Source organism: Streptomyces sp. NPDC002232 (assembly GCF_042890295.1).
Lineage (GTDB): Bacteria > Actinomycetota > Actinomycetes > Streptomycetales > Streptomycetaceae > Streptomyces.
Map to the genome: position 1 here is coordinate 216,019 of NZ_JBIARV010000005.1, position 24,410 is coordinate 240,428.

At 73.1% G+C, this 24,410-nt stretch carries 21 protein-coding genes; 10 read left to right on the plus strand and 11 right to left on the minus strand.

Features of this window, described 5'->3' with window-relative positions:
• Nucleotides 1-29 precede the first annotated feature (29 nt).
• Nucleotides 30-1,526 (plus strand): MFS transporter, encoded by a 1,497-nt coding sequence (locus ACFYXU_RS24115; RefSeq protein WP_389459870.1) that lies wholly within the window; start codon nt 30-32, stop codon nt 1,524-1,526.
• 55 nt (nt 1,527-1,581) lie between these two features.
• Here the strand turns inward: ACFYXU_RS24115 and ACFYXU_RS24120 are convergent, their stop codons facing one another.
• The 5 genes from ACFYXU_RS24120 to ACFYXU_RS24140 form a co-directional block, all read right to left on the minus strand.
• Nucleotides 1,582-2,466: a geranyl diphosphate 2-C-methyltransferase gene (locus ACFYXU_RS24120; protein WP_361406536.1), complete on the minus strand. Its 885-nt coding sequence runs from the start codon at nt 2,464-2,466 to the stop codon at nt 1,582-1,584.
• 15 nt (nt 2,467-2,481) lie between these two features.
• Nucleotides 2,482-3,984: a family 2 encapsulin nanocompartment cargo protein terpene cyclase gene (locus ACFYXU_RS24125; protein WP_389459872.1), complete on the minus strand. Its 1,503-nt coding sequence runs from the start codon at nt 3,982-3,984 to the stop codon at nt 2,482-2,484.
• A gap of 278 nt (nt 3,985-4,262) precedes the next feature.
• On the minus strand, nt 4,263-5,675 hold the full coding sequence (locus tag ACFYXU_RS24130; protein ID WP_389459875.1) for a family 2B encapsulin nanocompartment shell protein: 1,413 nt from the start codon (nt 5,673-5,675) through the stop codon (nt 4,263-4,265).
• Nucleotides 5,676-5,993: 318 nt separating this feature from the next.
• Nucleotides 5,994-6,338 carry a GNAT family N-acetyltransferase gene (locus tag ACFYXU_RS24135; RefSeq protein WP_376511689.1) on the minus strand — a complete coding sequence of 115 codons (345 nt, stop codon included), beginning with the start codon at nt 6,336-6,338 and terminating at the stop codon, nt 5,994-5,996.
• Between the two features lie 51 nt (nt 6,339-6,389).
• Nucleotides 6,390-7,313 carry a pirin family protein gene (locus ACFYXU_RS24140; RefSeq protein ID WP_389459877.1) on the minus strand — a complete coding sequence of 308 codons (924 nt, stop codon included), beginning with the start codon at nt 7,311-7,313 and terminating at the stop codon, nt 6,390-6,392.
• 118 nt (nt 7,314-7,431) lie between these two features.
• On the opposite strand from ACFYXU_RS24140, the gene ACFYXU_RS24145 reads away from it, so the two are divergent.
• Nucleotides 7,432-7,926 (plus strand): carboxymuconolactone decarboxylase family protein, encoded by a 495-nt coding sequence (locus ACFYXU_RS24145; protein ID WP_376511697.1) that lies wholly within the window; start codon nt 7,432-7,434, stop codon nt 7,924-7,926.
• 165 nt (nt 7,927-8,091) lie between these two features.
• On the opposite strand, the gene ACFYXU_RS24150 is transcribed toward ACFYXU_RS24145, so the two are convergent.
• From ACFYXU_RS24150 to ACFYXU_RS24165, 4 genes are all read right to left on the minus strand, one after another.
• On the minus strand, nt 8,092-8,397 hold the full coding sequence (locus tag ACFYXU_RS24150; protein WP_376511699.1) for a hypothetical protein: 306 nt from the start codon (nt 8,395-8,397) through the stop codon (nt 8,092-8,094).
• A gap of 167 nt (nt 8,398-8,564) precedes the next feature.
• Entirely contained in the window at nt 8,565-10,751 is a 2,187-nt protein-coding gene (locus tag ACFYXU_RS24155) for a hypothetical protein (RefSeq protein ID WP_389459879.1), read from the minus strand.
• A 71-nt stretch (nt 10,752-10,822) separates the two neighbouring features.
• On the minus strand, nt 10,823-11,617 hold the full coding sequence (locus tag ACFYXU_RS24160; protein WP_389459881.1) for a polysaccharide deacetylase family protein: 795 nt from the start codon (nt 11,615-11,617) through the stop codon (nt 10,823-10,825).
• 472 nt (nt 11,618-12,089) lie between these two features.
• Nucleotides 12,090-12,431 (minus strand): DUF3040 domain-containing protein, encoded by a 342-nt coding sequence (locus ACFYXU_RS24165; protein WP_389459883.1) that lies wholly within the window; start codon nt 12,429-12,431, stop codon nt 12,090-12,092.
• 187 nt (nt 12,432-12,618) lie between these two features.
• On the opposite strand from ACFYXU_RS24165, the gene ACFYXU_RS24170 reads away from it, so the two are divergent.
• The 4 genes from ACFYXU_RS24170 to ACFYXU_RS24185 all read left to right on the plus strand — a co-directional run bounded on the left by ACFYXU_RS24170 (nt 12,619) and on the right by ACFYXU_RS24185 (nt 17,914).
• On the plus strand, nt 12,619-13,527 hold the full coding sequence (locus tag ACFYXU_RS24170) for a SigB/SigF/SigG family RNA polymerase sigma factor (RefSeq protein ID WP_389459885.1): 909 nt from the start codon (nt 12,619-12,621) through the stop codon (nt 13,525-13,527).
• Nucleotides 13,528-13,666: 139 nt separating this feature from the next.
• Nucleotides 13,667-15,871 carry a catalase/peroxidase HPI gene (gene katG, locus ACFYXU_RS24175; protein WP_389460539.1) on the plus strand — a complete coding sequence of 735 codons (2,205 nt, stop codon included), beginning with the start codon at nt 13,667-13,669 and terminating at the stop codon, nt 15,869-15,871.
• Between the two features lie 275 nt (nt 15,872-16,146).
• Nucleotides 16,147-16,965, plus strand: coding sequence for an SDR family NAD(P)-dependent oxidoreductase (locus ACFYXU_RS24180; RefSeq protein ID WP_376511708.1), 819 nt, complete (start codon nt 16,147-16,149; stop codon nt 16,963-16,965).
• A gap of 253 nt (nt 16,966-17,218) precedes the next feature.
• On the plus strand, nt 17,219-17,914 hold the full coding sequence (locus ACFYXU_RS24185) for an alpha/beta hydrolase (RefSeq protein WP_376511710.1): 696 nt from the start codon (nt 17,219-17,221) through the stop codon (nt 17,912-17,914).
• Between the two features lie 123 nt (nt 17,915-18,037).
• Here the strand turns inward: ACFYXU_RS24185 and ACFYXU_RS24190 are convergent, their stop codons facing one another.
• Nucleotides 18,038-18,538: a DUF3291 domain-containing protein gene (locus ACFYXU_RS24190; protein WP_376511712.1), complete on the minus strand. Its 501-nt coding sequence runs from the start codon at nt 18,536-18,538 to the stop codon at nt 18,038-18,040.
• A gap of 32 nt (nt 18,539-18,570) precedes the next feature.
• On the minus strand, nt 18,571-19,233 hold the full coding sequence (locus ACFYXU_RS24195; protein WP_389459888.1) for a helix-turn-helix domain-containing protein: 663 nt from the start codon (nt 19,231-19,233) through the stop codon (nt 18,571-18,573).
• A 103-nt stretch (nt 19,234-19,336) separates the two neighbouring features.
• Here ACFYXU_RS24195 and ACFYXU_RS24200 point away from each other — a divergent pair, with 103 nt between their 5' ends.
• The 4 genes from ACFYXU_RS24200 to ACFYXU_RS24215 all read left to right on the plus strand — a co-directional run bounded on the left by ACFYXU_RS24200 (nt 19,337) and on the right by ACFYXU_RS24215 (nt 24,410).
• Complete coding sequence (locus ACFYXU_RS24200) at nt 19,337-20,026, plus strand: TetR/AcrR family transcriptional regulator (RefSeq protein ID WP_376511716.1); 690 nt, start codon at nt 19,337-19,339, stop codon at nt 20,024-20,026.
• 71 nt (nt 20,027-20,097) lie between these two features.
• Entirely contained in the window at nt 20,098-21,465 is a 1,368-nt protein-coding gene (locus ACFYXU_RS24205) for a GH1 family beta-glucosidase (protein WP_389459890.1), read from the plus strand.
• A 14-nt stretch (nt 21,466-21,479) separates the two neighbouring features.
• Nucleotides 21,480-22,745, plus strand: coding sequence for an MFS transporter (locus ACFYXU_RS24210; RefSeq protein WP_389459892.1), 1,266 nt, complete (start codon nt 21,480-21,482; stop codon nt 22,743-22,745).
• Between the two features lie 216 nt (nt 22,746-22,961).
• Nucleotides 22,962-24,410: a purine-cytosine permease family protein gene (locus ACFYXU_RS24215; RefSeq protein ID WP_389459894.1), complete on the plus strand. Its 1,449-nt coding sequence runs from the start codon at nt 22,962-22,964 to the stop codon at nt 24,408-24,410.

Consider the following 24,410-nt stretch of genomic DNA (forward strand, 5'->3'; position numbering starts at 1 on the left):
GATCTGAAGCTCCGAGAAGGCCCCCACACATGAGTCACGAGACCACCCCGCCCGCCGCCGATCCCCGGCGCGAGACGCTCGTCGTCTTCGCGCTGAGCCTCGCCGCCATGGTCGTGTCGATGATGCAGACCCTGCCGGTCCCGATCCTCGGCCTCATCCGCGCCGACCTCGGTACCTCGGCCGCGAACGTCAGCTGGGTCACCACAGCCACCCTGCTCTCCGCCGCCGTCTTCACCCCGCTGCTCGGCCGCTTCGGCGACCAGCACGGCAAGAAGCCCACCCTGGTCGCCGTCCTCGGCGTCATGGTCGCGGGCTCCGTCGTCGCCGCCCTGGCGACCTCGCTCCCCCTGCTGATCCTCGGCCGCGTCCTCCAGGGCGCCGCGACCGCGATCTTCCCGCTGGCGCTGTCCGTCCTGCGCGAGGAGGTCCGCCCGCAGAAGCTGCCCGGCGCGATGTCCCTCGTCAGCGGCACCCTCGCCTTCGGCAGCGGCCTCGCGCTCGTCGCCACCGGCCTGCTCACCTCGGGCGCCGACGCCGACTACCGCAGCGCCTTCTGGATGGCCACGGGCTTCGCCGCGATCGCCCTGCTCGCCGTCGTCCTCCTGGTCCCGGCGACCCGCCACAAGACCGGCGGCCGCACCGACTTCCTCGGCGCGCTCACCCTCGGCGCGACCCTGCTGCTGCTCCTGCTGCCGATCTCCCAGGGCCACGAGTGGGGCTGGACCTCCGGCCGCACCCTGGGCAGCTTCGCCGCCGCAGCCGTCATGACCGCCGTCTGGGTGCTCACCGAGCTCAAGGTCCGCGAGCCCCTCGTCGACATGCGGATGTTCGTGCACCGTCCGGTGCTCATGGCCAACCTGGCCGGCATCCTCGTCGGCTTCGGCATGTTCGCGAACTTCCTCGGCGTCTCGTACCTCGTCCAGATGCCCGAGGCCCTCACCGGCTACGGCTTCGGCGCCTCGATCCTGCGCGCCTCCGTCGAGTTCCTGCTGCCCGGCGCGATCGTCTCGCTGCTCGCCTCGCCGATCGGCGGCCGGCTGGTCCGCCACCGCGGCCCCCGCACGGCGCTCACCCTGGCCGCCGTCCTCGGCGCCGTCGGCTTCGGCTGGCTCGCCCTCGACCACGGCCACACCCTGTCGGTGATCGGTGCGGGCGTGATCGTCGGCGCGGCCGTCAGCTTCGGGTACGCGGCCATGCCCGCCGTCATCATGGCGAGCGTCCCGCACCACCAGAGCGGCATCGCGAACGGCATCAACTCCATCTCGCGCTCCACCGGCAGCGCGATCGGCAGCGCCGTCGTCACCACGATCCTGGCCTCGCAGACCATCGAGCACCTGCCGGCGGGCGTGCCCGCCCTGCCCGCCGAGTCCGGCTTCACCCTCACCTTCTGGATCGGGGCGGCCGCCTTCGCCCTGGTCGCGGTTATCGCCCGGTTCGGCCTCCGGCACGGCCAGGCACCCCGCACCGAGCGGGTGGCCGCGCCGGCCGCCGCGGTCCCGGAGGCCCCGAAGGTCTCGGCCGCGTGACACGAGGGACGGGCCCGTCGCGCGACGGGCCCGTCCCCCTGGGGTGCCCGGTGCGTCAGACGCGGTCGGCCGCGATCAGGACGTACTGGAAGGAGCCGTCCCTGTACGACTCGATGAACGCCTCCTCGATGCCGGTGACCAGCGAGGACGTGGCCCGCAGCTCCCAGTAGGGCAGGGTGTCCGGCGTCAGGTCGATGACGGCCTGCGGGACGAGCCGGTTGTCGGCCATCGCCCGCAGGTACTCACGGCGGGAGTGGATGTTGCACTCGAAGTGCGCGTTGATCTGGGAGACCCACTTCGAGGGCTGACCGTACTTCGGGTTCCAGCAGCCGGTGATCGTCACGTACCGGCCGCCGACCTTCAGGAACCGGGCGTGCTCGGCGAAGAGGTCGTCGAGGTCGACGTACATGCTCGACTCGTTGTTCCAGGACCCGGCGACGCTGCCCTTCTCGAAGGGCGTGTCGAGCATGTTGCACACCTGGGCGTGGACGTGGTCGCCGATGCCCAGCTCCCTGGCCCGCCGGTTGCCGAACTCGGCCTGGGTGGAGGAGAGGGTGACGCCCTCGACCTTGCAGCCGAAGCGCTGGTGGGCCATGACGCTCGAACCGCCGCGGCCACAGCCCGCGTCGACGAGGGTGTCCTCGCTGCCGATGGCACCGAGGTGGTCCAGGAGGACCTCGGCCTGCGCCGACTCCAGCCGGTGCAGCTCGGCGATGAGCTTCTTCTCGTACTCGCTGTCCTCGCGGTCGCCGAGGGCGGCGTGGTCCACGGCACCGATGCCGTAGTGGTGGTGGTACAGCCCGTCGACGTCACCCAGGCGCAGGTTCACGGGCCTGGCCTCGGCGTTCCAGTAGCGGGCGATGTCCCCCTGGTACGGCGTCGCCGGGCCGGGGACGAACGCGGTGGTGCCGTTGACGGTGGGGAGCTCGGTGTTGGTCACAGATCGAATCCGTTCTTACCAGAAATCGGGCAGGCTGTAGCGGTACGTATTGGTCTGGTGCCAGTAGTGGTTGCCGTCGACCCACACGGCCACTCCCCTGAGGAAGCGGAGCACGCTCGGGACGGGGCAGGCGGCGGCCAGTTCGGCGGACGCGGTCTCGAAGTCGCGCATGAGGTCGTTGTGGACCTCGACCGCCTTCAGGTAGGCGTCCTTCTCCGAGAGGGACTCCCGGTCGGCGAGCACCACCGGCAGGTTCATGTGGCGGCCGGGGCTGGCGAGTTCCTTGGTGTACGAGTAGAGGTCGTTGACGATGGTGCTGGCGTTGCCCGCCAGGGCCAGCACCCGCTGCATGGCGGGCTGGGCGTGCAGGTCGGCGGGGAGTTCGTAGCCGCCGACGGTGTCGGTGATGGTGGGACAGGGACGGAAGTTGTTGAACTGCCGCATCGCGAGGTACTCCCACACCTCCGGCACGTAATCCGTCTGGTCCCACGCGGCCTCGGCGAGGTAGCCCAGGTGCAGCCGGGCCATGTCGTGCCGGTAGCGGTCGGCCTGCGAGGGCGTCGCCTGACGGACGAAGTACTCCATGGCCGAGCGGTAGGCGCGGCGCGGCGCGTCCGCGTGGAGCGACTCGGCCCACGCGGGCTGGTACTCGGCCGTCGAGTGCAGCGGGTCCAGGGCGGTGTGCGCCAGGAGGAGCCGTCCGCCCAGACCGACGGGTGAGCCGCCGAGGTCCTCGCAGTAGCAGTCGTCGACGGCGTTCTCGGCGACCATCAGCCGGGTGGCGACCATGAGGTGGTCGAGGGTCGGGGCGTCCGGGTGGCAGGCCACCATGTAGCGCCCGACGTGGAACCCGTCGAAGTCCCCCTCCCAGTCGTCGGGGTAGAGCTGGATCTCGTCGAGCGCCCAGGACTTGATGCGGCGGCTGACCTCCGCCACCCGCACCGGGTCGGGCTCCGGGACCGGATGCCAGTAGAGACCCGGGATGATCAGGGCGTCCGCCGGAGCGGCCGGCTCCGCCGGGAGCCCGGGTGCTTCCGTACGGGGCGCCAGGGACAGCCCCGCCGTCCCGAGCCCCCGGGGCCCCCGCGGGAGCCGGCCGGATTCGGGCGCGGTCGGCGCGGGCGCGGCGGGGGTGTCGGCGGGAAGGGCCACCCGGAGGCCGGTGAGCGGCCCGGCGGGGACGCGGACGGGTACCCCGGTGGGGAGGCCGAGGGGGCCCGCCTCTGCGGCGGGACCGGACCGGACACCGGCGGGCGGTGCGGCGGAGGTCCGGGAGGCAGGACCCGCCGGGAGACCGGTCGGCGGTCCGGCGGGCAGCCTGGCGGCCGGGACCTCGGCCGGGGGTTCCGGGTGAGGTGCGGCGGGTGCGCTGCCCGCTTCGGTGAGGCCCTCGGGCGAGGCGACGCCCTGGGGCACCGCGATGCCGTGGGACGCCAGGTCGGCGAGGACGCGGGCGGTGAACGAGGCCGCGGCGCCGGGCAGGCTGGATTGCAGAGGGGAAAGCCCGGGATCGGGCATCCGTGACTCCTTGGAGAGAGGGGGGGTGGGCCGTCCCGGACTCCGGGCATGCCGGGCCGGCCCGGAGGGTCCGGGTGGAGGTGGCGGGCGTCGTGAGGGGGCTGGGGCGGGTCGTCGCACTCCCGTCGTCGCCCGGAGGGCGGCCTCGCGGCGTCTGGTGCGTGCTCTCGGCTGCGCCGGGTGGAAGCACGCGTACGGGACGTGCTCGGCTTTCGCCCGGTGCGGCGAGAGCCCGTGCCAGCAGGCGTCGCGGGCAGACGGGAGTGCGACGGCCCGCCCTAGTCGCGCCGGCGCGCGATCTGCACGTTCTCCAGGACGCCGAGCGCGTTCGGGACCAGGACGGCGGCGGAGTAGTACGTCGTCACGAGGTACGACATGATCGCCTGCTCGCTGATGCCCATGAACCGCACCGAGAGGCCCGGCTCGTACTCCTCGGGCAGACCGCTCTGACGCAGACCGATGACGCCCTGGTTGTCCTCGCCGAGGCGCATGGCGAGGATCGAGCTGGTGTTCTCCTTGCTGATGGGGATCTTGTTGCAGGGCAGGATCGGGACCCCGCGCCAGGCCGGGACGCGGTGCCCGTCGAGTTCCACCGTGTCCGGGTAGAGACCGGCCCTGTTCCACTCGCGCCCGATCGCCGCGATGGTCCTCGGGTGGGCGAGGAAGAGCTTGGTGCCGCGGCGGCGGCAGAGCAGCTCGTCGAGGTCGTCCGGGGTGGGCGGGCCGGCGTGCGGCTGGATCCGCTGCTTGAAGTCGGCGTTGGGGAGCAGCCCGAACTCCGGGTTGTTGATGAGCTCGTGCTCCTGGCGCTCGCGCAGCGCCTCGATGGTGAGCCTGAGCTGCTCCTCCGTCTGGTTCATCGGCCCGTTGTAGAGGTCGGCGACCCGGGTGTGGACCTTGAGGACGGTCTGGGCGACGGAGAGTTCGTACTCGCGCGGCTTGAGCTCGTAGTCGACGAAGGCGCCGGGGAGGGCGGCCTCGCCCTTGTGGCCGGCCGACATCGCGATCTCGGCCTCGCCGTGCTTGTTCTGCCGCTGGAGGGGCAGCGAGCTGAAGCCCTGGATGTGGGACCGCAGGCTGGGCGCGGAGGCCAGGATGTTCGCGAAGTCGGCGCGGGAGAGGGTGAGCAGGGTGCCCGCCGTCTCGGCGGTGGCGGTGTAGTCCCAGCCGGCGTCGTCGTCGAGGAGGGCGTTCTCCCCGAAGCGGTCGCCGTCGGCGAGCACGGCGACGGCCACCTCGTCGCCGTACTTCCCGAGGGAGGTCTGGCTGACGCGGCCGTGGGCGATCATGTGGATCCGGTCGGCGGGGCCGCCACGCCGGGCGAGCACCTCACCGGCCTGGAAGTCGCGCTGGACGCAGCGGCCGGCGAGCGCTTCGAGTACGCCGTCGTCCTCGAAGCCGCGCAGCAGGGCCAGTTCGCCGAGCTCGCGGGGGATGACGCGGACGCGGGACCCGTCCTGGACGAATTCGATGCGCCCGTCGCCGACGGTGTAGCTCAGCCGGCGGTTCACCCGGTAGGCGCCGCCCTTGGTCTCCACCCAGGGGAGCATTCTCAGCAGCCAGCGGGAGCTGATCTCCTGCATCTGGGGGGCGGACTTGGTCGTGTGGGCCAGGTTGCGGGCGGCGGCGGTGCTGAGGCTGGACTGCCGGGGCGGTGCCGACGTCACGTCCGGGCGGTCGTCAACGGTCATCGGGCGAGCTCTCCTTCGCGGGCACCGGAGCCCGGCGCACGAGTGCGCCGGAATCAGGTGAGAGAAGATGAAGAGGGGCGAAGATCCGGAGGTCCGTCCAGATCTCGGGGAACACTAACGGCCGCCGAGCCCGCCTCGCCCGAAGAGTCCGAGGGCATTACCTCCATGCAGTGATCTTGCTCGAAACCATGTTTATCCGCTTGATCAGTATGGTTCCGGCCAACCGATCGAAGTCGGCCCACGACGTGCGCGAACTCCGCCTCTCCGATGTCCCGTTCGGCCCCGCTCACCGGGGGCCGAACGGCACCGTCGGGCGGGTCAGCGGCGCAGCTGCCCGTCGAGCCATTCGAGGACCTCGGGGGTCACGGGGTCGGTGATGTCGGCGAACTCCTCGTGCTTCTTGAGGAACTTCGCGACGTAGGGGCAGACGGGGACGATGCGCAGGCCGGCGGAGCGGACGTCGGTGAGCGCCTGCTCGACGAGGATCCCGGCCAGGCCCTGGCCCGCGTAGGCCTCGTCGACCTCGGTGTGGAAGAAGACGCGCCGGTCGTCACGGTCGCGGTAGGCGGTGAGGCCCGCGCGGGCGCCGTCGACGAGGATCTCGTAGCGGTGCCGGGGGTCCACTCGCCGGACGACGGGGGCGGCGGGGGTCTGCTCGGTCATGGGGAGTGCCTTTCGCGTGAGGGGTGTTCGGGGTACGGACCGCACCGGCCGTCAGCGGCGCGCGGGGTTCCCGCGCGGAGCGATGCGGGCGTGCGGGAGGGCGGGGGCCGGGAGGCGGGCGCCCGGGTAGCCGTCGACCTCGCCGAACCGGTCGGATGCCCGCTCCCACGCCGCGCGGGCCTCGACGATGTCCTCGTGGCTGCGGCCGATGAAGTTCCACCACATCACGATCTCCTCCTCGAACGGCGTCCCGCCGAGCAGGACCGCGCGGGCGGGGGCGCCGGACGTGTTGGTGACGGTCAGCGTCGCGGCTCCGGCGGGGGCGTAGCCGAGTTCGGCCGGGCGCAGGGGCACGCCCGCCAGGATGACCTCCCCCTCGTCGACGAGCAGACCGTGCTCGAAGGCGGGGTCCACGGGGAGGGTGACGGTCGCTCCCGCGTCGATGAGGAGTTCGGCGCCGAGGAGCGGGGTGAAGGTGCGGACCGGGGAGGTCGAACCGGCCAGCGACCCGAGGAACACCCGGACGTCGGCGCCGTCGACGCGGACCGTCCCGGGGGCGTGGTGCTGGAAGTCCCGCGCGGTGTTCCGGTGTTCCTCGGGGAGGGCCACCCACAGCTGGACGCCGTGCAGGACGGTGGTGCGGGCGGTGGAGACCTCGGTGTGGCTGATCCCGTGGCCTCCGGTCATGAGGTTCAGCTCGCCGGGGCGCACGTGGGCGTGGCTGCCCAGGCTGTCGCGGTGCTCGATCTCGCCGCTGAAGAGCCAGCTCACGGTCTGCAGTCCGATGTGCGGGTGGGGTGCGACGTCCATGCCGCCGGACTCGGCGACGTCGTCGGGGCCGTAGTGGTCGGCGAAGCACCAGGCCCCGATCAGGGTGCGGGCCCGCTGCGGGAGCGTGCGCCGTACGGTCATGGCGCGCGGCCCGCCCAGGGGGACGTCCCGTGCCGTCAGGACCTCGATCTCCGTGGTGCTCATCCCCGACCCCTCCATGGAATTAGTTCCATTTTCAACAATCATGGACGATGATAGCTCCCACGGCGGTGAGGCGCACCGTCGGCCGGCGAGGCCGTGAGGCCTCGGGAAGGAGCACAGGGTGAACGACACGGCGGTAACCACGGAGGACCGGCGGGTCTACGTCGACAAGCAGAGCCCCCAGGCCTATCACGCGCTGGTGCAGACGGCCGAGGCGGTGCGCGCCACGGCGGCCGACGCGGGCCTGGACCGCCTCCTGGTGGAGCTCGTCAACCTCCGCGTGTCCCAGATCAACGGCTGTGCGTACTGCCTCGACGTGCACACCCGGGCCGCCCTGCGCGCCGGTGAGACGCACCGCCGCCTGGGCGTCCTCGCCGCCTGGCGGGACACCGCGCTCTTCACCGCGCGGGAGCGCGCGGCCCTGGGCCTCGCGGAGGCCACCACGGCGCCCTCGGACGCGCTCGCGCAGGAGCGCGCGTACGCGGTCGCGCGCGGGTCGCTCACCGACGACGAGATCTCGGCGGTCGTCTGGGTGGCGATCACGATCAACGCCTTCAACCGGGTCTCGATCCTCAGCAAGCACCCGGTACGGGAGGCCGCCACCGCCGTCTCCTGAACGCGCCCACTCGTGGACACGGGCGGCCCGAGGCACGGGCAGTCCCCGGCATGGACGGCCCCGGGCACGGGCCCGGTGGAGTCCCTGGCCCCGGCGGCCCCGGGCACGGCGAAGGTCCGGGGCCGCCGGGGCGCCGGACCTTCGTGACGTGGGTGTGCGGACCGGTCAGGTGGAGATCTCCGGGAGGATGCCGGTGACGGGCGCCGCCAGGTCCGTCAGCTGGCGCAGCTGCCCCAGCTCGTTCACCCGGCTGAGCCCGCCCAGCTGCTCGGCGATCCCGGGGAAGCGCCCTCGGGACTCCTCGGGGATGCCGGTCGTGGTGAGGGCGTCGAGCTCGCTGACGGGGTTCACCTTCGGGCCGAGCGGTCCCGTGGTGTCGGCGGCGGTCGCGGCGGAGGCCGCGGACGCGCCCAGGCACGAGAAGGCGGCGGCCACGGCGAGGATCGAGGAGATGCGTCGTGTAGAGGTCACACCCTCACAACGGACCGGGCTGCCGGGGGACACGGCCCGCCCCCGCACTCACCGTCCGAACGGGGGTCCCGGCGCCAAGAGGGCGGGCGAGGAAAGCGGAGAGGCTATTTCAAGGAGGTGTGAGAAGGAAGCCTCTCCATGGCCTCGCCCTGCGACGACCGTAGCAGTCAGGCGGGGATCAGGTCGCGCAGATTTTCGGGCGTGAGGACGCGCGAGCCCGGCGGCAGGCCCTCGGGCCGGTCCAGACCGATGTACGTGACGGGCCCGTCCGGCACCGTCGAGCCGTCCCACCAGGTCGTCGTGGTGGCCTCGGAGGCCATCAGACCCGTCAGGTGGCGGACCGTCAGCGGGGTGCGGGCCAGCAGGCCCCGGAGCAGGACCGCGACCGACACGCGGTTCTCCTCGACCCGGTTCGCGGACGGGGTGCCCCGCAGGTACAGGTGCAGCCACCGCGCGCGCCACACGCCGTCCTCCCCCCGCTCGAACACCAGCGGCAGCGCGACCCGGCCGGGCCCCCGCAGATCGGACTTCATCCGGACCGTGCGCGGCTCGAACGGCCGTCCCCGCTGCTCGGTCTCGCGCAGCATGAAGCCGAAGAACGACTCCTCGACCGTCTCGAAGTCCTCGCCGGAGAAGAGGTTCACCTGCGGGACGACATAGCGGCCCCGGACCGCGCCGAGCCGCAGTTCGATGAACTCCGTGGCGCCGTCGGGCGCCTCGGTGATGTCGCCGGAGTGCACGCCCTCGACGTCGGTGAGGGCCGTGTACGAGAGCCAGGTGACCGTCGCGAGGCCGTCGTCGAGGACCAGCGCCGACAGGTCGTAGTCGGTGCACCGTGCGGTCTGCTTCCAGTACGTGAAGAAGCGCAGCAGCTCTCCCTCGACCGGGGAGACGGAACCGCGCGGCAGCACGCCGAGCCCCGCCGCCGTCGCCCGGCCGCTGAGCGGCAGCGCCACGTCCAGGACGGCGGGGTCGACGAGCAGGCGCTCCGGTGCGGGAAGCCGGCGCCGCGTCTCCGCGTCGAGCACGGCGCACAGCCGCTGCCGCACCTCGGGCGGCAGCGGCGGGCGGGTCTCCGGGGTGACCCAGGCGGCTCCGACCCGGTTCACGAACACCCGCCGGTCCCCCTCCGCGCCCGTGCGGTTCTGCACGTGCTCGCGGAGCGAGAGGAGGACGCACCCGGAGGCCTGGGGGACGGCCCTCTCGAACGCGGCCAGTACGGCGTCGAGTTCCCCCGGCCCGTCCGCCGCGCACAGCAGCCGGTCGAGGGCCCGGAGCAGCCGGCCGGGGGCGGAGGTGAGGAGTGCGGCCGCGCCGACGACGTCGCCGCCGCCGAGGAGTTCCTCGACGCGGCCGTCGAAGCTGGGGGCCTTCCGCTCCCCGCGGGCGACGGCGAAGACCTCGGCGGCATGCGGCCACCGCGGGTACTCGTGCGGGTGCAGCCGCTCTCCGAGGCGCTTCCACGCCTCCCGGTGGGCGGCGACGTCGCCGAGCTTCGCGGGTGCCCCGGCGACGACGGCGTCGAGACCGGCGAGCAGGGCGCGGCGCACGGGGCGCGACAGCGCGCGGAAGCGGGTCGGCTCGTACAGTCCGACGTCCCCGTCCGACAGGGCGCAGGCCAGGCGCAGGACGTCGGTGACCGTGTCCAGGAGGAGACCCGCTCCGGCGTCGAGACGGGCGCGGTTGACGACGGCGCGGTGCTCCCGGACGGGGATCGTCTCCGGCTGGGGCCCGTCGACCAGGTGGGCGGCGAGCAGCGCGAGGTCGTCGCGGTGGTCGTCACCGAGCGGGGTGGTGCTCCCGGCCAGCGACAGGTAGAGGGCGGTGATCTCCTCGTCGGCGGCGCCGCCGACGTGCAGGACCGTGATGCGGTCGCCCGCCGCGGCGATCAGTTCGTCGTGCCCGGCGAGCATCTCCTCGTAGGTGTGGCGGTACGTGCCGTACGAGGGGAGGGTCAGGAGGTCGAGGACGCCGGCGCGCAGCCGTTCGAGCACCCCGGGGCGGGCGGTGTCGTCGTCGAGGGCCTCGGCGACGCAGCGCATCCAGAAGTCGAAGGTGTCGGGGACGTGGGCCGGGAAGTCGACGAAGTAGGCGTTGTGCCGGACGTGGTCGCCGACGAGCTCGCGGACGGTGTCGAGGGTGCGGGCGGCGACGGCGACGACCGTCTCCTCGGGCAGCCGGGCCAGCTCTTCGAGCAGGCCGGCCGAGAGCTTGAACCCGACCGACATTAGGGCGGCGTCGAACCTCCGCGCCGCGACGTCCCCGTGGCCCCGCCCGTCACCGGAGGCGGTGGCCTCCGGGAGGGGCAGGCGATGGGTGTGCCGGACGACCAGACGTTCGAGAGCGTGGACCATTCCGGCATGCTGTCAGCCCCGCGCGGCCCGGTGCACGCGGATTTCGGGCCGCGGGGCGGACGTACGCGGTCTCAGGGCGTGGTGATGACGGGGAAGCTGAAGGTGTGCCCGTTCTGCTTGAGCCAGGGCAGCACCTGGCGCAGGGCGGCGACGGACTGGCTGCGGTCGCCGCCGCCGTCGTGGAAGAGGATCGTGGGCCCGTTGGACAGCTCGTTCTTGACGGTCTGCACGATGGCGGCGGTGCCGGGCTGCTCGAAGTCCTTGGTGTCCACGTTCCAGCCGAGCGGCCGCATCCCCACGGCGGCGGCTATCTTGCGGCTGTCGGGGGTGAAGGCACCGCCCGGGGCCCGGTAGTACTCGACCTTCGCTCCCCCGGCCGCGTTCTCGATGAGCCGCTTCGCGTCGAGGATCTGCCGCTTCTGGTACGCGACGGACTTCTTGTCCATCGTGGTGTCGTGGGTCATGGTGTGGTCGCAGAGCCGGTGGCCCTCCGCGACGACCCGCTTGACGAGGGCGGGGTGCTGCTCGGCCTGGGGCCCGATCATGCAGAACACGGCCTTGACGCCGTTCTCCTTGAGGATGTCGAGCATCTCGGGCGTCCAGCGCGGGTCCGGGCCGTCGTCGATGGTGATGTTCACGGCCGTGCCCCCCGCCTCGGCCGCGTGCGCGATGCTCTCGGGCACCTTCCGCGGCGGCACCTTGGCCGGCTCGCCAGGCTTCCCGGCCGGGCCCTGCGAGGTGGGCGCGTCGCCCATGTTCGCGGCGGCCTCACCGTCCAGCAGCGCCGCGGCTCCCCACACCGCCAGACTCAGCCCCACCGCCGACGCCACCACGGCTATGTGCGCGGTGTACTTGCCCTGCCCCATGGAAATCCCCACTCCCCGTTGGTTCCGATCTCTCCCTGGTGAGAGGACGGTACGAGGAGCTGCGAGGTTTCACCGAATCCTGATCAACTGCCGTCCCGGACCCCGCCCGGATCCGGGTCCGGGCGGGGTCCGGGGCGAAGTCGCCTTGCGCGCAAGGAGATCGGCCGGCCGTGCGGGGGCGCCGCTCCCGGGGTGTGACGTGCCCCACCGTGCCCTTGAGGTGGTACGCGACGGCCGTGGGGCGTCCGGACGGTGCGTCAGGTCACGCGTGGGGGCGCCCGAGCGCCCCGGCCGGTGGTCGTCCCGGCGCGCCTCAGGACGCGCCAAGGCGGGAGGCCCGCCCTGCGGTCGGCCCCTCGGCGAGCACCCAGGACGTGCCGCATCCGGACGTGCCGCACCCCGCAGCACGTGACACGGCCCCGGAGGTCCGTCCGGGGCCGTGTCACGTACTGCTGGGGGGGGAGGCCGGTGGCTAGCCCTCCGGGGGCGCGCCCGTCCCCCGCCTCCGTATCCGGCGGACGACCAGGACCAGCACGGCTAGCAGGGTCAGCACCCACACGGCGGCGAAGGCCCAGATGAGCGCCGGTGCCTCGGTGGCGACCGCGAGCACGAGCAGCGTGAGGGTCGCGACGCCGAGGGCGGCGACGCAGAGGCCGGGGAGGTGGCGGCGGGCTCCGGTGACCGTGGGCACGGACAGGCGCGAGGGGCGACGCTTCGTGCGCAGCCTGCGCGCGAGCGAGGCGTCCCGCTCCAGAGCCTCCTCGATCTCCGCCAGAATGCGCCGCTCGTGTGCCGTGAGCCGGGTCTCGTCCATGGCGGACACCTCCTCCCGATCACCGCGGGACGACGCGAGCGCGTCGTGCCTCTGCGCTTCTCTCCTGCCAATCGTGTCAAAACACCCGAAGAAGGGCATCCTTTACTCAGGACGCTCGACCGACGGACCCCCGCCGCCGCCCCGCGGGCGACGGCGCAGGCCCCTCGCCACCGTCGAAGGAGCCCTGATGACCACCGCCGGAGACCGCTCGGACTTCTCACCCACCGCCGCCGCCCGCTGCGGTGCCGCGACGCGCCGCCGGGCGCTGGACGGGCTGCCCGAGCCGATCCGCCCGAGGGCCGTCTCCACGGACGACGCCCGCTCACTGTCCGTGGCGCTGTTCGTGCGGCTGCGTGAGCTGGACGAGGGGACCCCGGAGTACGCGTACGTCCGGAACACGCTGGTGGAGCTGAACCTCAGCCTGGTGAAGTTCGCGGCCCGGAGGTTCCGCAACCGCGCCGAGCCCGCGGAGGACATCGTCCAGGCCGGGACGATCGGCCTGATCAAGGCGATCAACCGCTTCGACCCCGGCCGGGCCGTCGACTTCTCCGCCTTCGCCCTGCCGACGATCGTCGGCGAGATGAAGCGCTTCTTCCGGGACACCAGCTGGGCCGTGCGCGTGCCGCGCCGGCTCCAGGAGCTCCGTCTCGACCTCGCCAAGGCAGCCGACACCCTGGAACAGAGCCTCGGCCGCCGCCCCAGCCGCGCCGAGCTGGCCGAGGAGCTGCACCTCACGCCGGAGGAGGTCGCCGAGGGCCAGCTCGCGGCGCACGGCTACGCGGCCCGGTCCCTGGACGTCCCCGCCGGCGACGAGGACGCCGGACCCACCGAGGGCGCCCGCCACCTGGCCGAGACGGAGCCCTCGTACGAGCTCATCGAGTCGCTGACCGCCCTCCGCCCCCTGCTGGCCCGGCTCGACGACCGCGACCGGCGCATCCTGGAACTCCGCTTCGGCCAGGACCTCACCCAGGCGGAGATAGGCGCCCGGATCGGCCTCTCCCAGATGCACGTCTCCCGGCTGCTCACCCGCATCCTCGGCGACCTCAGGGACGACCTCCTCCGGGACGGCCCCGCGGCGGACGCCACCAGCGGCTGAAGTCGCCCGGCCCCGGGCCTGGCCGGATCGTCCGAAAGTCCCTCCTTCCGATCATTTCCGCCGGTCGGCGTGGCTCTGCGTGTTCTCACGGTCACGCGGGCTGCGGTGCGCGAGCATGACGGACGCCGAAACCGTCCCGATGAGCGGAAGAAGGACCCACGTGCCCGGCAGCGACAGCGAGAACCCGGCGATTCCCGCACCCACCCCGACCGAGACCCGGCCCAAGACCACCATGGACTGGTGGCCGAACCAGCTGGACCTCCAGGTCCTCCACCAGCACTCGCCCCTGTCCGATCCGATGGGCGAGGAGTTCGACTACGCGAAGGAGTTCGCCGGCCTCGACGTCGACGCGCTGAAGCGGGACGTCTTCGCGGTCATGACGGACTCGCAGGAGTGGTGGCCCGCCGACTACGGCCACTACGGGCCCCTCTTCATCCGGATGAGCTGGCACGCGGCGGGGACGTACCGCATCGCCGACGGCCGGGGCGGCGGCGGCCGGGGCGCCCAGCGCTTCGCCCCGCTCAACAGCTGGCCGGACAACGCGAGCCTCGACAAGGCGCGCCGGCTGCTGTGGCCGGTCAAGCAGAAGTACGGGCGGAAGATCTCCTGGGCCGACCTGCTGGTCTTCGCGGGCAACTGCGCGATGGAGTCGATGGGGTTCAGGACCTTCGGCTTCGGCTTCGGCCGTCCCGACGTCTGGGAGCCCGAGGAGATCTTCTGGGGTCCGGAGGACACCTGGCTCGGTGACGAGCGCTACAGCGGCGACCGACAGCTCACCGGCCCGCTCGGCGCCGTGCAGATGGGCCTGATCTACGTCAACCCGGAGGGCCCGAACGGCAACCCGGACCCCGTCGCCGCCGCCCGGGACATCCGGGAGACGTTCGCGCGCATGGCCATGAACGACGAGGAGACCGTCGCGCTCATCGTCGGCGGCCACACCTTCGGCAAGTGTCACGGCGCGGTCGACCCCGAGTACATCGGCCCGGAGCCCGAGGCCGCGCCGATGGAGCAGCAGGCGCTCGGCTGGCGGAACGCCTACGGCAGCGGTGCGGGCTCCGACGCCCTCACCAGCGGGCTCGAAGGGGCCTGGACCACCGAGCCGACGAAGTGGGACAACGGCTACCTGGACAACCTCTTCCGGTACGAGTGGGAGCTGACCACCAGTCCCGCGGGCGCCCGGCAGTGGACCCCCAAGGACGCGTCGGCGAAGGACACGGTGCCGGACGCGCACGATCCGTCGAAGCGGCACGCGCCGATGATGCTCACGACGGACCTGGCGCTGCGGCTCGACCCGGTCTACGCGCCGATCGCGAAGCGCTTCCACGAGAACCCGGACCAGCTCGCGGACGCCTTCGCGCGGGCCTGGTACAAGCTGCTGCACCGCGACATGGGCCCGCTCTCCCGCTATCTGGGCCCGTGGGTGCCCGAGCCGCAGCTCTGGCAGGACCCCGTCCCCGAGGCCGGCCACGCGCTGGTCGGGGAGGCGGAGGTCGCCGCCCTCAAGGACCGGATCCTCGACTCGGGGCTCTCGCTCGCCCAGCTCGTCACCACCGCCTGGGCGTCGGCGGCGAGCTTCCGGGGCACCGACCGGCGCGGCGGCGCGAACGGGGCGCGGATCCGGCTCGCGCCGCAGAAGGACTGGGAGGTCAACGACTCTCCCGAGGTGGCGCGGACGGTCGAGACCCTCGAAGGGATCCGCGCGGACCTGGAGTCGGCCGGCGGGACGCGGATCTCGCTCGCCGACCTGATCGTCCTCGGCGGGTGCGCGGCGGTGGAGCGGGCCGCGAAGAACGCCGGGTACGACCTCACGGTCCCGTTCGCGCCGGGGCGTACCGACGCCTCGCAGGAGCAGACCGACGTGGAGTCCTTCGCGGTGCTCGAACCCCGCGCGGACGGCTTCCGCAACTACCTGCAAGCGGGCGAGAAGCTGTCGCCCGAGACCCTGCTCCTCGACCGGGCGAGCATGCTGACGCTGACCGCGCCCGAGATGACGGTGCTGGTCGGCGGGATGCGGGCGCTCGGCACCGGGTTCGGGGGGTCGTCGCACGGGGTCTTCACGGACCGGCCGGAGGCGCTGACCAACGACTTCTTCGCCGGGCTCCTCGACATGGGCACGGAGTGGAAGGCGTCGGCGACCGAGGAGAACGTCTTCGAGGGCCGCGACCGGAGGACGGGCGAGGTGCGACGGACCGCCACCCCGGTCGACCTCGTCTTCGGGTCGCACTCCCAGCTGCGGGCGCTCGCGGAGGTGTACGCGTCGGCCGACGCGGGCGAGAAGTTCGCGCGCGACTTCGTCGCCGCCTGGGACAAGGTGATGAACCTGGACCGGTTCGACCTGCGCTGAACGGGCGGCGGCCGCGGGAGGCAGGGCCGGGCCTCCCGCGGCCGGGCCCGTCGGCTGTTCCCATCGCCCGTTCCCGTGGGCCGTTCCCGTGGGCCGTGCCCGTCGGCTGTTCCCATCGCCCGTTCCCGTGGGCCGTTCCCTTCGGCCGTTCCCGTCGCCCGTTCCCGTCGGCCGCGGCCTGGGCGACAGCGCGGCACGCGCCCGTGCCTGGTGGTGTCGACACCAGGTGCGGTACGCCCTCCCTGCCGGGCGCCCGGTGGGTCACCCTGGTCCCCATGACCCAACGCACCACTCTGATCACCGGCGTCACCCACGGGATGGGGCGCGCGCTCGCGCTCGACCTGGCACCCCGGGGCGGCACGCTCCTCCTGCACGGCCGGGACGCGGAACGGCTGGCGGCCGTCGCCGCCGAGGCCCGGGCCGCGGGCCCCGGCACCACCGTCCGTACCTACCTCGCCGACCTCTCCGACCTCGACCAGGTGCAGGCGATGGCCGAGCGGATCCGGGCGGCGGAGCCGCGGCTCGACGGCGTGATCCACAACGCGGTGGCCGGGGGCGGCGCGCGGCCGCTCGTCCGGGAGGTGAGCCGCCAGGGACACGAACTCCGCTTCGCGGTCAACCACTTGGCGCCGCACGCACTCACCCGCGCGCTGCTGCCGCTGCTCGTCGCCTCGGCTCCGGCGCGGGTGGTCAACGTCGCCTCCATGGGCCAGGAGGCCCTCGACTTCGACGACGTGATGCTGGAGCGGGACTACGAGGGCCTGCGGGCGTACTGCCGGAGCAAGCTGGCCATGATCATGGCGACCTTCGAGCTGGCGGCCGAACTGGCGGGCACCGGCGTCACGGTGAACGCCCTGCACCCGGCCCATCTGATGGACACGCCCGGCGTCCGCGACCACGGCCTCACGCCGGTCACCACCACGGAGGAGGGAGTCCGCCCGACCGTACGGCTCCTCCTGGACCCGGACCTGGAGGCGGTCACGGGGCGTTACTTCGACCGGTTCACCGAAGCGCGGGCCCACGAGCAGGCGTACGACCGCGCGGCTCGCGCGCGCCTGATGCGGCTCACCGACGACCTGGTCGGAGGCCACTGAGGGACCGGGTCCCGACGGGGCGCGGTGACGTCACTCCCCCGGACCACGCACCGCGCCGGACCGGCCACGGCGCAGCAGACTCACTCTCGGTGCGTCCCGCCGACGAAGGAGTCCGCGTGTCACCGCGGAGACGCGCCGCGCGGTGCGTCTCCTGTCCGGCGGCCGGCGCGGGCGCGCTCCTCGCCGGCGGCGGTGACGGGACCACCCGCCGACCACCCGCACCGCCGAAGCCGGATCGAGAGGGAAGAGAACCATGAGCGACAAGCCCGCCATCGTCCTGGTCCACGGATTCTGGGGCGGCGCCGCCCACTGGGCGAACGTCGTCGTCGAGCTCGACAGGCGGGGGTACGACCGGATCCACGCGGTCGAGAACCCGCTGACCTCGCTCGCCGACGACGCCGAGCGCACCCGCAAGATGCTGCGGCAGATCGACGGTCCCGTCGTCCTCGTGGGCCATTCCTACGGGGGCGCCGTCATCACCGAGGCGGGCGACCTGCCCCACGTCTCCGCCCTCGTCTACATCGCGGCCTTCGCTCCCGACGCCGGGGAGAGCCCGGGCGGGATCACCGAGGAGAAGCCGCCCGCCGCGGTCGCGAACATCGCCCCCGACTCCGACGGATATCTCTGGATCGCGCAGGACAAGTTCCACGAGAGCTTCGCCCAGGACCTCTCCCCCGAGGAGGCGCTCGTCATGGCCGTCACCCAGAAGGCTCCGCTCGCCTCGACGTTCGGCGACACCGTCAGCGCGCCGGCCTGGCGGAACAAGCCCGTCTGGTACCAGGTGTCCACCCAGGACCGCATGATCCACCCCGACAACGAGCGCCGCATGGCCGCGCGCATGGACCCGCGCAAGACCGTCGAGCTCGACGCGAGCCACGCCTCGCTGGCCTCGCAGCCCCGAGCCGTGGTCGACCTGATCGAGGACGCGGTGAACGGCACCGGCGCCTGACCGGACCGCTTCCGCCCTCCGTACCGCCCGGCCGCCGCGCCCCCGGACCAGGCGCCGGGCCCCTCCGCGCCCCGGGCCGTACGCCTCAGGCCGCCGCCGATTCCCCGCCCGGGGCCGTACGCCTCACACCCCCGCCGACTCCCCGCCCCGTGCGTGCGCGGCGGCCTCGGTGGCGGTGTGGGGCGAGGCGAAGGTGAAGGCGCGGGGGGACGGGCCGTGCGCCCGCAGGTCGGCCAGGCGCTCCGCGGCCTCGGCGACGGTCGGGAGGTGTCCGGCGGGGATCCACCAGAGCACCAGGTGCGAGGCGACGTGCCGGTGGAACCAGTCGCGGCGCCCGCGCATGGCCTCCAGGTGTCCGCTGCGGTAGGCGAAGTCCCACAGGGCCTCCTGGCTCTCCCAGACCGAGAGGTTGACGATCACGTCGTCGCCGAGCGGGCGCAGGCCGGTGGCGTCCGCCTCCCCGTCCTCCACGAGCCGCCACACGAAGCCGGGCGCCGCGTCGGCGGCGGCGTTCACGGGGTCGAGCATCTCGACGAACGGCGCGAGGCGCGGGTCGTCGAGGGGGAAGCGGAGCCGGGCGACGTTGAGCTGGGCGAGCTGCGGGGACGGCATGAGGGTGGTCATGGCCTCATCCCAGCACGGCCCCCATTTCTATGTCAACGATCATTGTTTTTAGAATCCTCGACCACCACGCAGCACTCCCCCGGCCTGGCGTCCATCCGGGCACGGACCGGCCCCCCGGCACCCAACAGCCCTTCCAGGAGGGCGAGGTTCATCCCGCAGACCAGCGGCGGGAAGCGCTCGGCGACGGCATGGAAGGGGCAGTTGCGCATCCGGACGACGGGCCGGGGGCCGTCGTCCTCCACGTACGGCTCGTAGCCACGGGCGGCCAGCAGTTCCGCGGCCTCCTCCAGGCCGCCCGGGCCCTCTCCGCCGCGCAGCGCCTCGCCCCTGCGACGGGCCGCCGCGCGGAGCCCCGCGTCGAGCCCGGCCTCCTCGGCGGCCTCGGCGAGCAGTTCGGCCGCGGTGCGGTAGTCGCGGCCGGGCAGCGACACCGCGCGCTCGGCGGGTGCCCGTGTGTACACCTTGGCGGGCCGTCCCGCGCCCGGGCCCGAGCGCCCCGTGAGGCGCCGGCTGCCACTCTCCAGGAGTCCGGCCTCGGTCAGCCTGTCCAGGTGGTGCGCGGCCAGCGTCCGCGCCACCCCGGCCCCCTCGGCGGCCTCGTTGCGCCCGACCTCGCGGCCCCGCGCCACCACGTACTCGTACAGTCGGCGCCGTACAGGATCCTGCAACAGCGCGATCGCGTCGATGTCCTCCACCGGCCCAGTCTAGGAACAACGAGGATGGGCGAGAGAAGGCCGTCCCGGTCCGGACGCGGCCGGGTGCTACCTTCGGCCCCCGTCGGACGACCGGGAGCAGGACGTGACAGAGGCGACAGAAGCGGCACGGTCCGAGGGGGAGGCGGGTCCGCGCGTGCGGCGGAAGCCGCGGCAGGCGCGGAGCCGGGCCAGGGTCGAGGCCATCCTCGGCGCCGCCGACCGGATCCTCTCCCAGGAGGGGTACGAGGCGCTGACGATGCGCCGGATCGCCGAGGACGCGGGCGTGCCGGTCGGCAGCATCTACCAGTTCTTCCCGGACAAGGGCGCCGTCGTGGACGCGCTGGGCCGGCGGTATCTGGAGGCCTTCGGGACCGCCATCGACGAGCTGGTCGAGCGGGCCGCCGAGGGGCGGCTGACCGACCTGGTCGGCACGATGGTCGACGTCTACAGCGAGGTGTTCCGGTCGCAGCCGGGCGGCATGGCGCTGTGGGCCGGGCGCCACCTCAGCCCCGAGCTGGCGCGGGCCGACGAGGCGAGCAACGCGCTCATCGCCGAGGGTCTGCTGCGCATCATGGAGCACCTGACCGGCGGGCCCGGCGGCGAGCGGGCCCGGCGGGCGACGCGCATGGTCGTGTGGGCGGCCAACGCGGTGCTGCACGAGGTGTTCCGGGGCGACGGCGAGCCGGACCTGGAGACCGTGGAGGAGCTCAAGCGGATGCTGGACCGCTACTGGGAGGACCTGCGCGGGCGACTGGCCGCCGAGGACGGGGAATCCGGCGGGTCCCGACCGTAGAACATGAACAAGTGTTCATGTTACGTTGCGGCCCACCTCGGACGGCGAGCCAGCAGCGAAGGCAGGAACCCGTGACCTCCAGCCCCACCGATCCCACCCGACTCCCCCTCCTTCCGCCCGGCTTCGTCTGGGGCGCCTCCACCGCCGCCTACCAGATCGAGGGCGCGGCCGAGGAGGACGGCAAGGGGCCGTCGATCTGGGACACCTTCGTACGGCGCCCCGGGGCCGTCCGCGACGGCCACACCGGTGACGTCGCCTGCGACCACTACCACCGGCTCGACGAGGACGTCGCGCTGATGCGCGGCCTCGGGCTCGACGCGTACCGCTTCTCGGTCTCCTGGCCGCGCGTCCTACCCGCCGGCACGGGCAAGGCCGAGCCGCGCGGCCTCGACTTCTACGACCGGCTGGTCGACGCCCTGCTCGACGCGGGGATCCAGCCCACGCCCACGCTCTTCCACTGGGACCTGCCACAGGCCCTGGAGGACGAGGGCGGCTGGCTGAACCGCGAGACGGCGTACCGGGTCGCGGAGTTCGCGGCGGTGACGGCGGAGCGGCTCGGCGACCGGGTCGAACGGTGGATCACCCTGAACGAGCCCTTCGTCCACATGGCCTTCGGCTACGCCTTCGGGGTCCACGCCCCGGGCCGCGCCCTGATGCTGGACGCGCTGCCCGTCGCGCACCACCAGCTGCTCGGCCACGGCCTGGCGACCGCCGCGCTGCGGGCGGCCGTTCCGGAGACGCGCGTGCTCCTCGCCAACAACTGCACCCCCGTACGGCTGCGCCCGGACGCCCGCTCGGACGGGGACGCGGCGGCGGCCGCGGCCTACGACGCCCTGCACAACCGGCTCTTCAACGACCCGGTCCTCACCGGCGCGTACCCCGACCTCTCCGCGTACGGCATGACCGACCCGAGCTGGGGAGGCGTCGTGCGGGACGGGGACCTGGAGATCGTCTCCGCGCCCCTGGACGGCCTCGGCGTCAACTACTACAACCCGAGCTGGGTGACCGCCCCGGCGGATCCCGCCGCCGGGCTGCCGTTCGACCTGGCCGAGCCCCAGGAGACGTACCGGCGCACCGCGTTCGGCTGGCCGGTCGTCCCGGAGGGGCTCACGGAGCTGCTCACCGGCCTCAAGGACCGCTACGGCGACGCCCTCCCGCCCGTGTGGATCACCGAGAACGGCTGCTCGCTCCCGGCCGGGCAGCGGGACCCGGAGCGGGTCGACTACCTCGCGGGGCACATCACCGCGGTCGCGGACGCCGTGGCCCGGGGGGTGGACGTGCGCGGCTACTTCACCTGGTCGCTGCTCGACAACTTCGAGTGGGCCGAGGGCTATCACCAGCGCTTCGGCCTGGTCGAGGTCGACTTCGCCACCGGGCGGCGCACCCCGCGGACGAGCTTCGCGTGGTACCGCGACCTGATCGCCTCGCAGCGGCCCTGAGCGGCGGATCGCGCATGGCCCACGCTGCGGAGGGGGCCGCCGAGGACGTCGCCGCCGTCCTCGCCGAGCCCACGGTCCCGGTCAAGGCCGGATGGACGGCGAGCCTCTCGCTGGCCACCCTCGCCGTCTTCATGGCGTTCATGACGCCCATCCAGATCCTCCTGCCGCTCCAGCTGGAGCACATCGACCCGCACGACAAGAACACCGCCCTGTCGCTCGTCACCGGTCTCGGCGCGCTCGTCGCGGTCCTCGCGAACCCGCTCGCCGGCGCGTGGTCGGACCGCACCACGAGCCGGTTCGGGCGGCGCAGGCCCTGGATCGTCGGCGGCGCCCTGGTGGGTGCGGTGGGCCTCGTCGCCACCGCCTCGCAGCACACCGTGGCGGGCGTGGCGGTCGGCTGGTGCCTCGCGCAGCTGGGCCTCAACGCGATGCTGGCCGGCGTCACCACCCCGATCGCCGACCGGGTGCCGCTCGGCCAGCGCGCGGTGGTCTCGGGCTGGACGGGCCTCATGCAGTCCGTGGGCCTGGTCCTCGGCGCGCTGATCACGACCCTGCTGGTCACCGGCGTGGGGGCCGGCTACGTGACGCTCGCCGTGCTCACCGTCGCCCTCGCGCTCCCCTTCGCGCTGCGCCAGAGCGAGCCGGTCCTGCCCCGGGAGCTGCGGCCCGCCTTCGACGGACGGGCCTTCGCCCGCTCGTTCTGGGTGAGCCCGCGCAGGCACCCCGACTTCGGCTGGGCGTGGCTCACCCGGTTCCTGATCAACCTGGGCAACGCGCTCGGCACCCTCTACCTCTTCTACTTCCTCGCCGACGCCGTGCGCTACGACGACCCCGGGACGGGCGTACTGATCCTCACCGTGGTCTACACCCTCTGCGCGGCGCTCACGGCCGTGCCCGTGGGCGTGCTGTCCGACCGCGCCGGGCGCCGCAAGGGGTTCGTCGTCGTCTGCTCGCTCGTCATGGCCGCCGCCGCGCTGCTGCTCGCACTGGTCCACACCTGGCCGTCCGCGCTCGCCGCCGCGGCGGTCCTCGGCGGCGGGTACGGGATCTACCTCGCGGTCGACCAGGCCCTGGTCACCCAGGTCCTGCCGGCGGCGGCCGACCGCGCGAAGGACCTCGGCGTCATCAACATCGCGAACTCCGGCCCCCAGGTCCTGGCCCCGGCGCTCGCCGCGCCGGTCATCGCCCACCTCGGCGGCTACACCGGTCTGTACGCCGTCGCGGCGCTGGTCATCCTCGCCGGCGGGCTCCTCGTGCACCGGATCCGGGGGGTGGCCTGACGCGGACGCCGGATTCGGGGGGGCCTGACGCGGGCGCCGGATTCGGTGGGCCGACGCGGGCGCCGGGGACGCGCGGCCGTCCCACGGGGTGAAATTCTTCATTCAGAGTCTTGATCCCTGTTGGCAGTCATGCGAGATTCGGGCGCACCGCAGTGCGGGTCGACGGCTGCGGTCCGTCCGGACACCCAGCGATCGCTGCGGGGAGAGGTCTCCACCATGCCGGTCCCACACACCCCCGGGGAGCGCCTCGCCATGGAGCGGCGCACCATCGAGGTCATTCCCGACGCCGAGCGGCACGGCACGCCGCGCAGCCAGTTCACGCTCTGGTTCGGCGCCAACATGCAGATCACGGCGATCGTCGACGGCGCGCTCTCCGTCGTCTTCGGCGCCGACGCCCTGTGGGCGATACCCGCCCTGCTCCTCGGCAACGTGCTCGGCGGCATCGTGATGGCGCTGCACTCCGCGCAGGGTCCACGGCTCGGCGTACCGCAGATGATCTCCAGCCGCGCGCAGTTCGGCGTCCACGGCGCGGTCCTGCCGCTGCTGCTCGTGATCCTCATGTACCTCGGCTTCGCCGCGACCGGCAGCGTGCTCGCCGGCCAGGCGCTGTCCGCGATGCTGCACCTCGACGACACCCGGATCGGCATCCTCGTCTTCGGCGTGCTGACCGCCGTGGTCGCCGTCACCGGCTACCGGCTCATCCACGCGGCCGGGCGGGTCGCCACCGTCGCCGGTGTGCTCGGCCTCGGCTACCTGCTGGTGCGGGTGTTCACCCAGTACGACGTCGGGGCGCACGTCGGCATCAAGGGCTTCGAGGCCCCGACCTTCCTGCTCGCCGTCGGGCTCGGCGCCGGATGGCAGCTGACCTTCGGCCCGTACGTCGCCGACTACTCGCGCTATCTGCCGCGCACCACCAGCGCCCGGGCCACGTTCTGGTCCACGTTCGCCGGCTCCGTCATCGGCTCCCAGTGGGCCATGACGCTCGGGGCGCTCACCGCGGCCGTCGCCGGCAAGGCCTTCCTCACCGACCAGGTCGGCTTCCTCGGCGAACTCGCCGGTCCCGCGGCCGTCGCCCTCCTGATCCACCTGGTGATCGTGGTCGGCAAGCTGACCGTCAACTGCCTGAACGCGTACGGCGGTTTCATGGCGATGCTGACCACCGTCACCGCCTTCGACGGCCGCTCCCGGATCTCGGCGACCGCCCGCGCCGCCTCCATCGTCGGCTTCACCGCCGTGTCCATCGGCATCGCGCTCGCCGCCAGCGCCGACTTCCTGGACAACTTCAAGAACTTCGTGCTCCTGATCCTGACGGTGTTCACCCCGTGGAGCGCGATCAACCTGGTCGACTACTACCTGATCTCCCGCGAGCGCGTCGACATCCCCGCCCTGTACGACCCCCGGGGCCGCTACGGCCGGTGGAACGTCACGGCGCTGACCTGCTACGTCGTCGGCGTGGCCGTGCAGGTCCCGTTCCTGGCCACCAAGCTGTACACGGGCCCGCTCACCGAGCGGCTCGGCGGGGCCGACATCTCCTGGATCGTGGGCCTGGCCGTCACCGCGGCCCTGTACGGGCTGTGGGCGCGCCGCACCGCCGATCCGCCCGCCGAGACGGTGCACCCGGCGGACACCGACGGCGACGCCAGGACCGCGGCGCCGGTCGCCTGA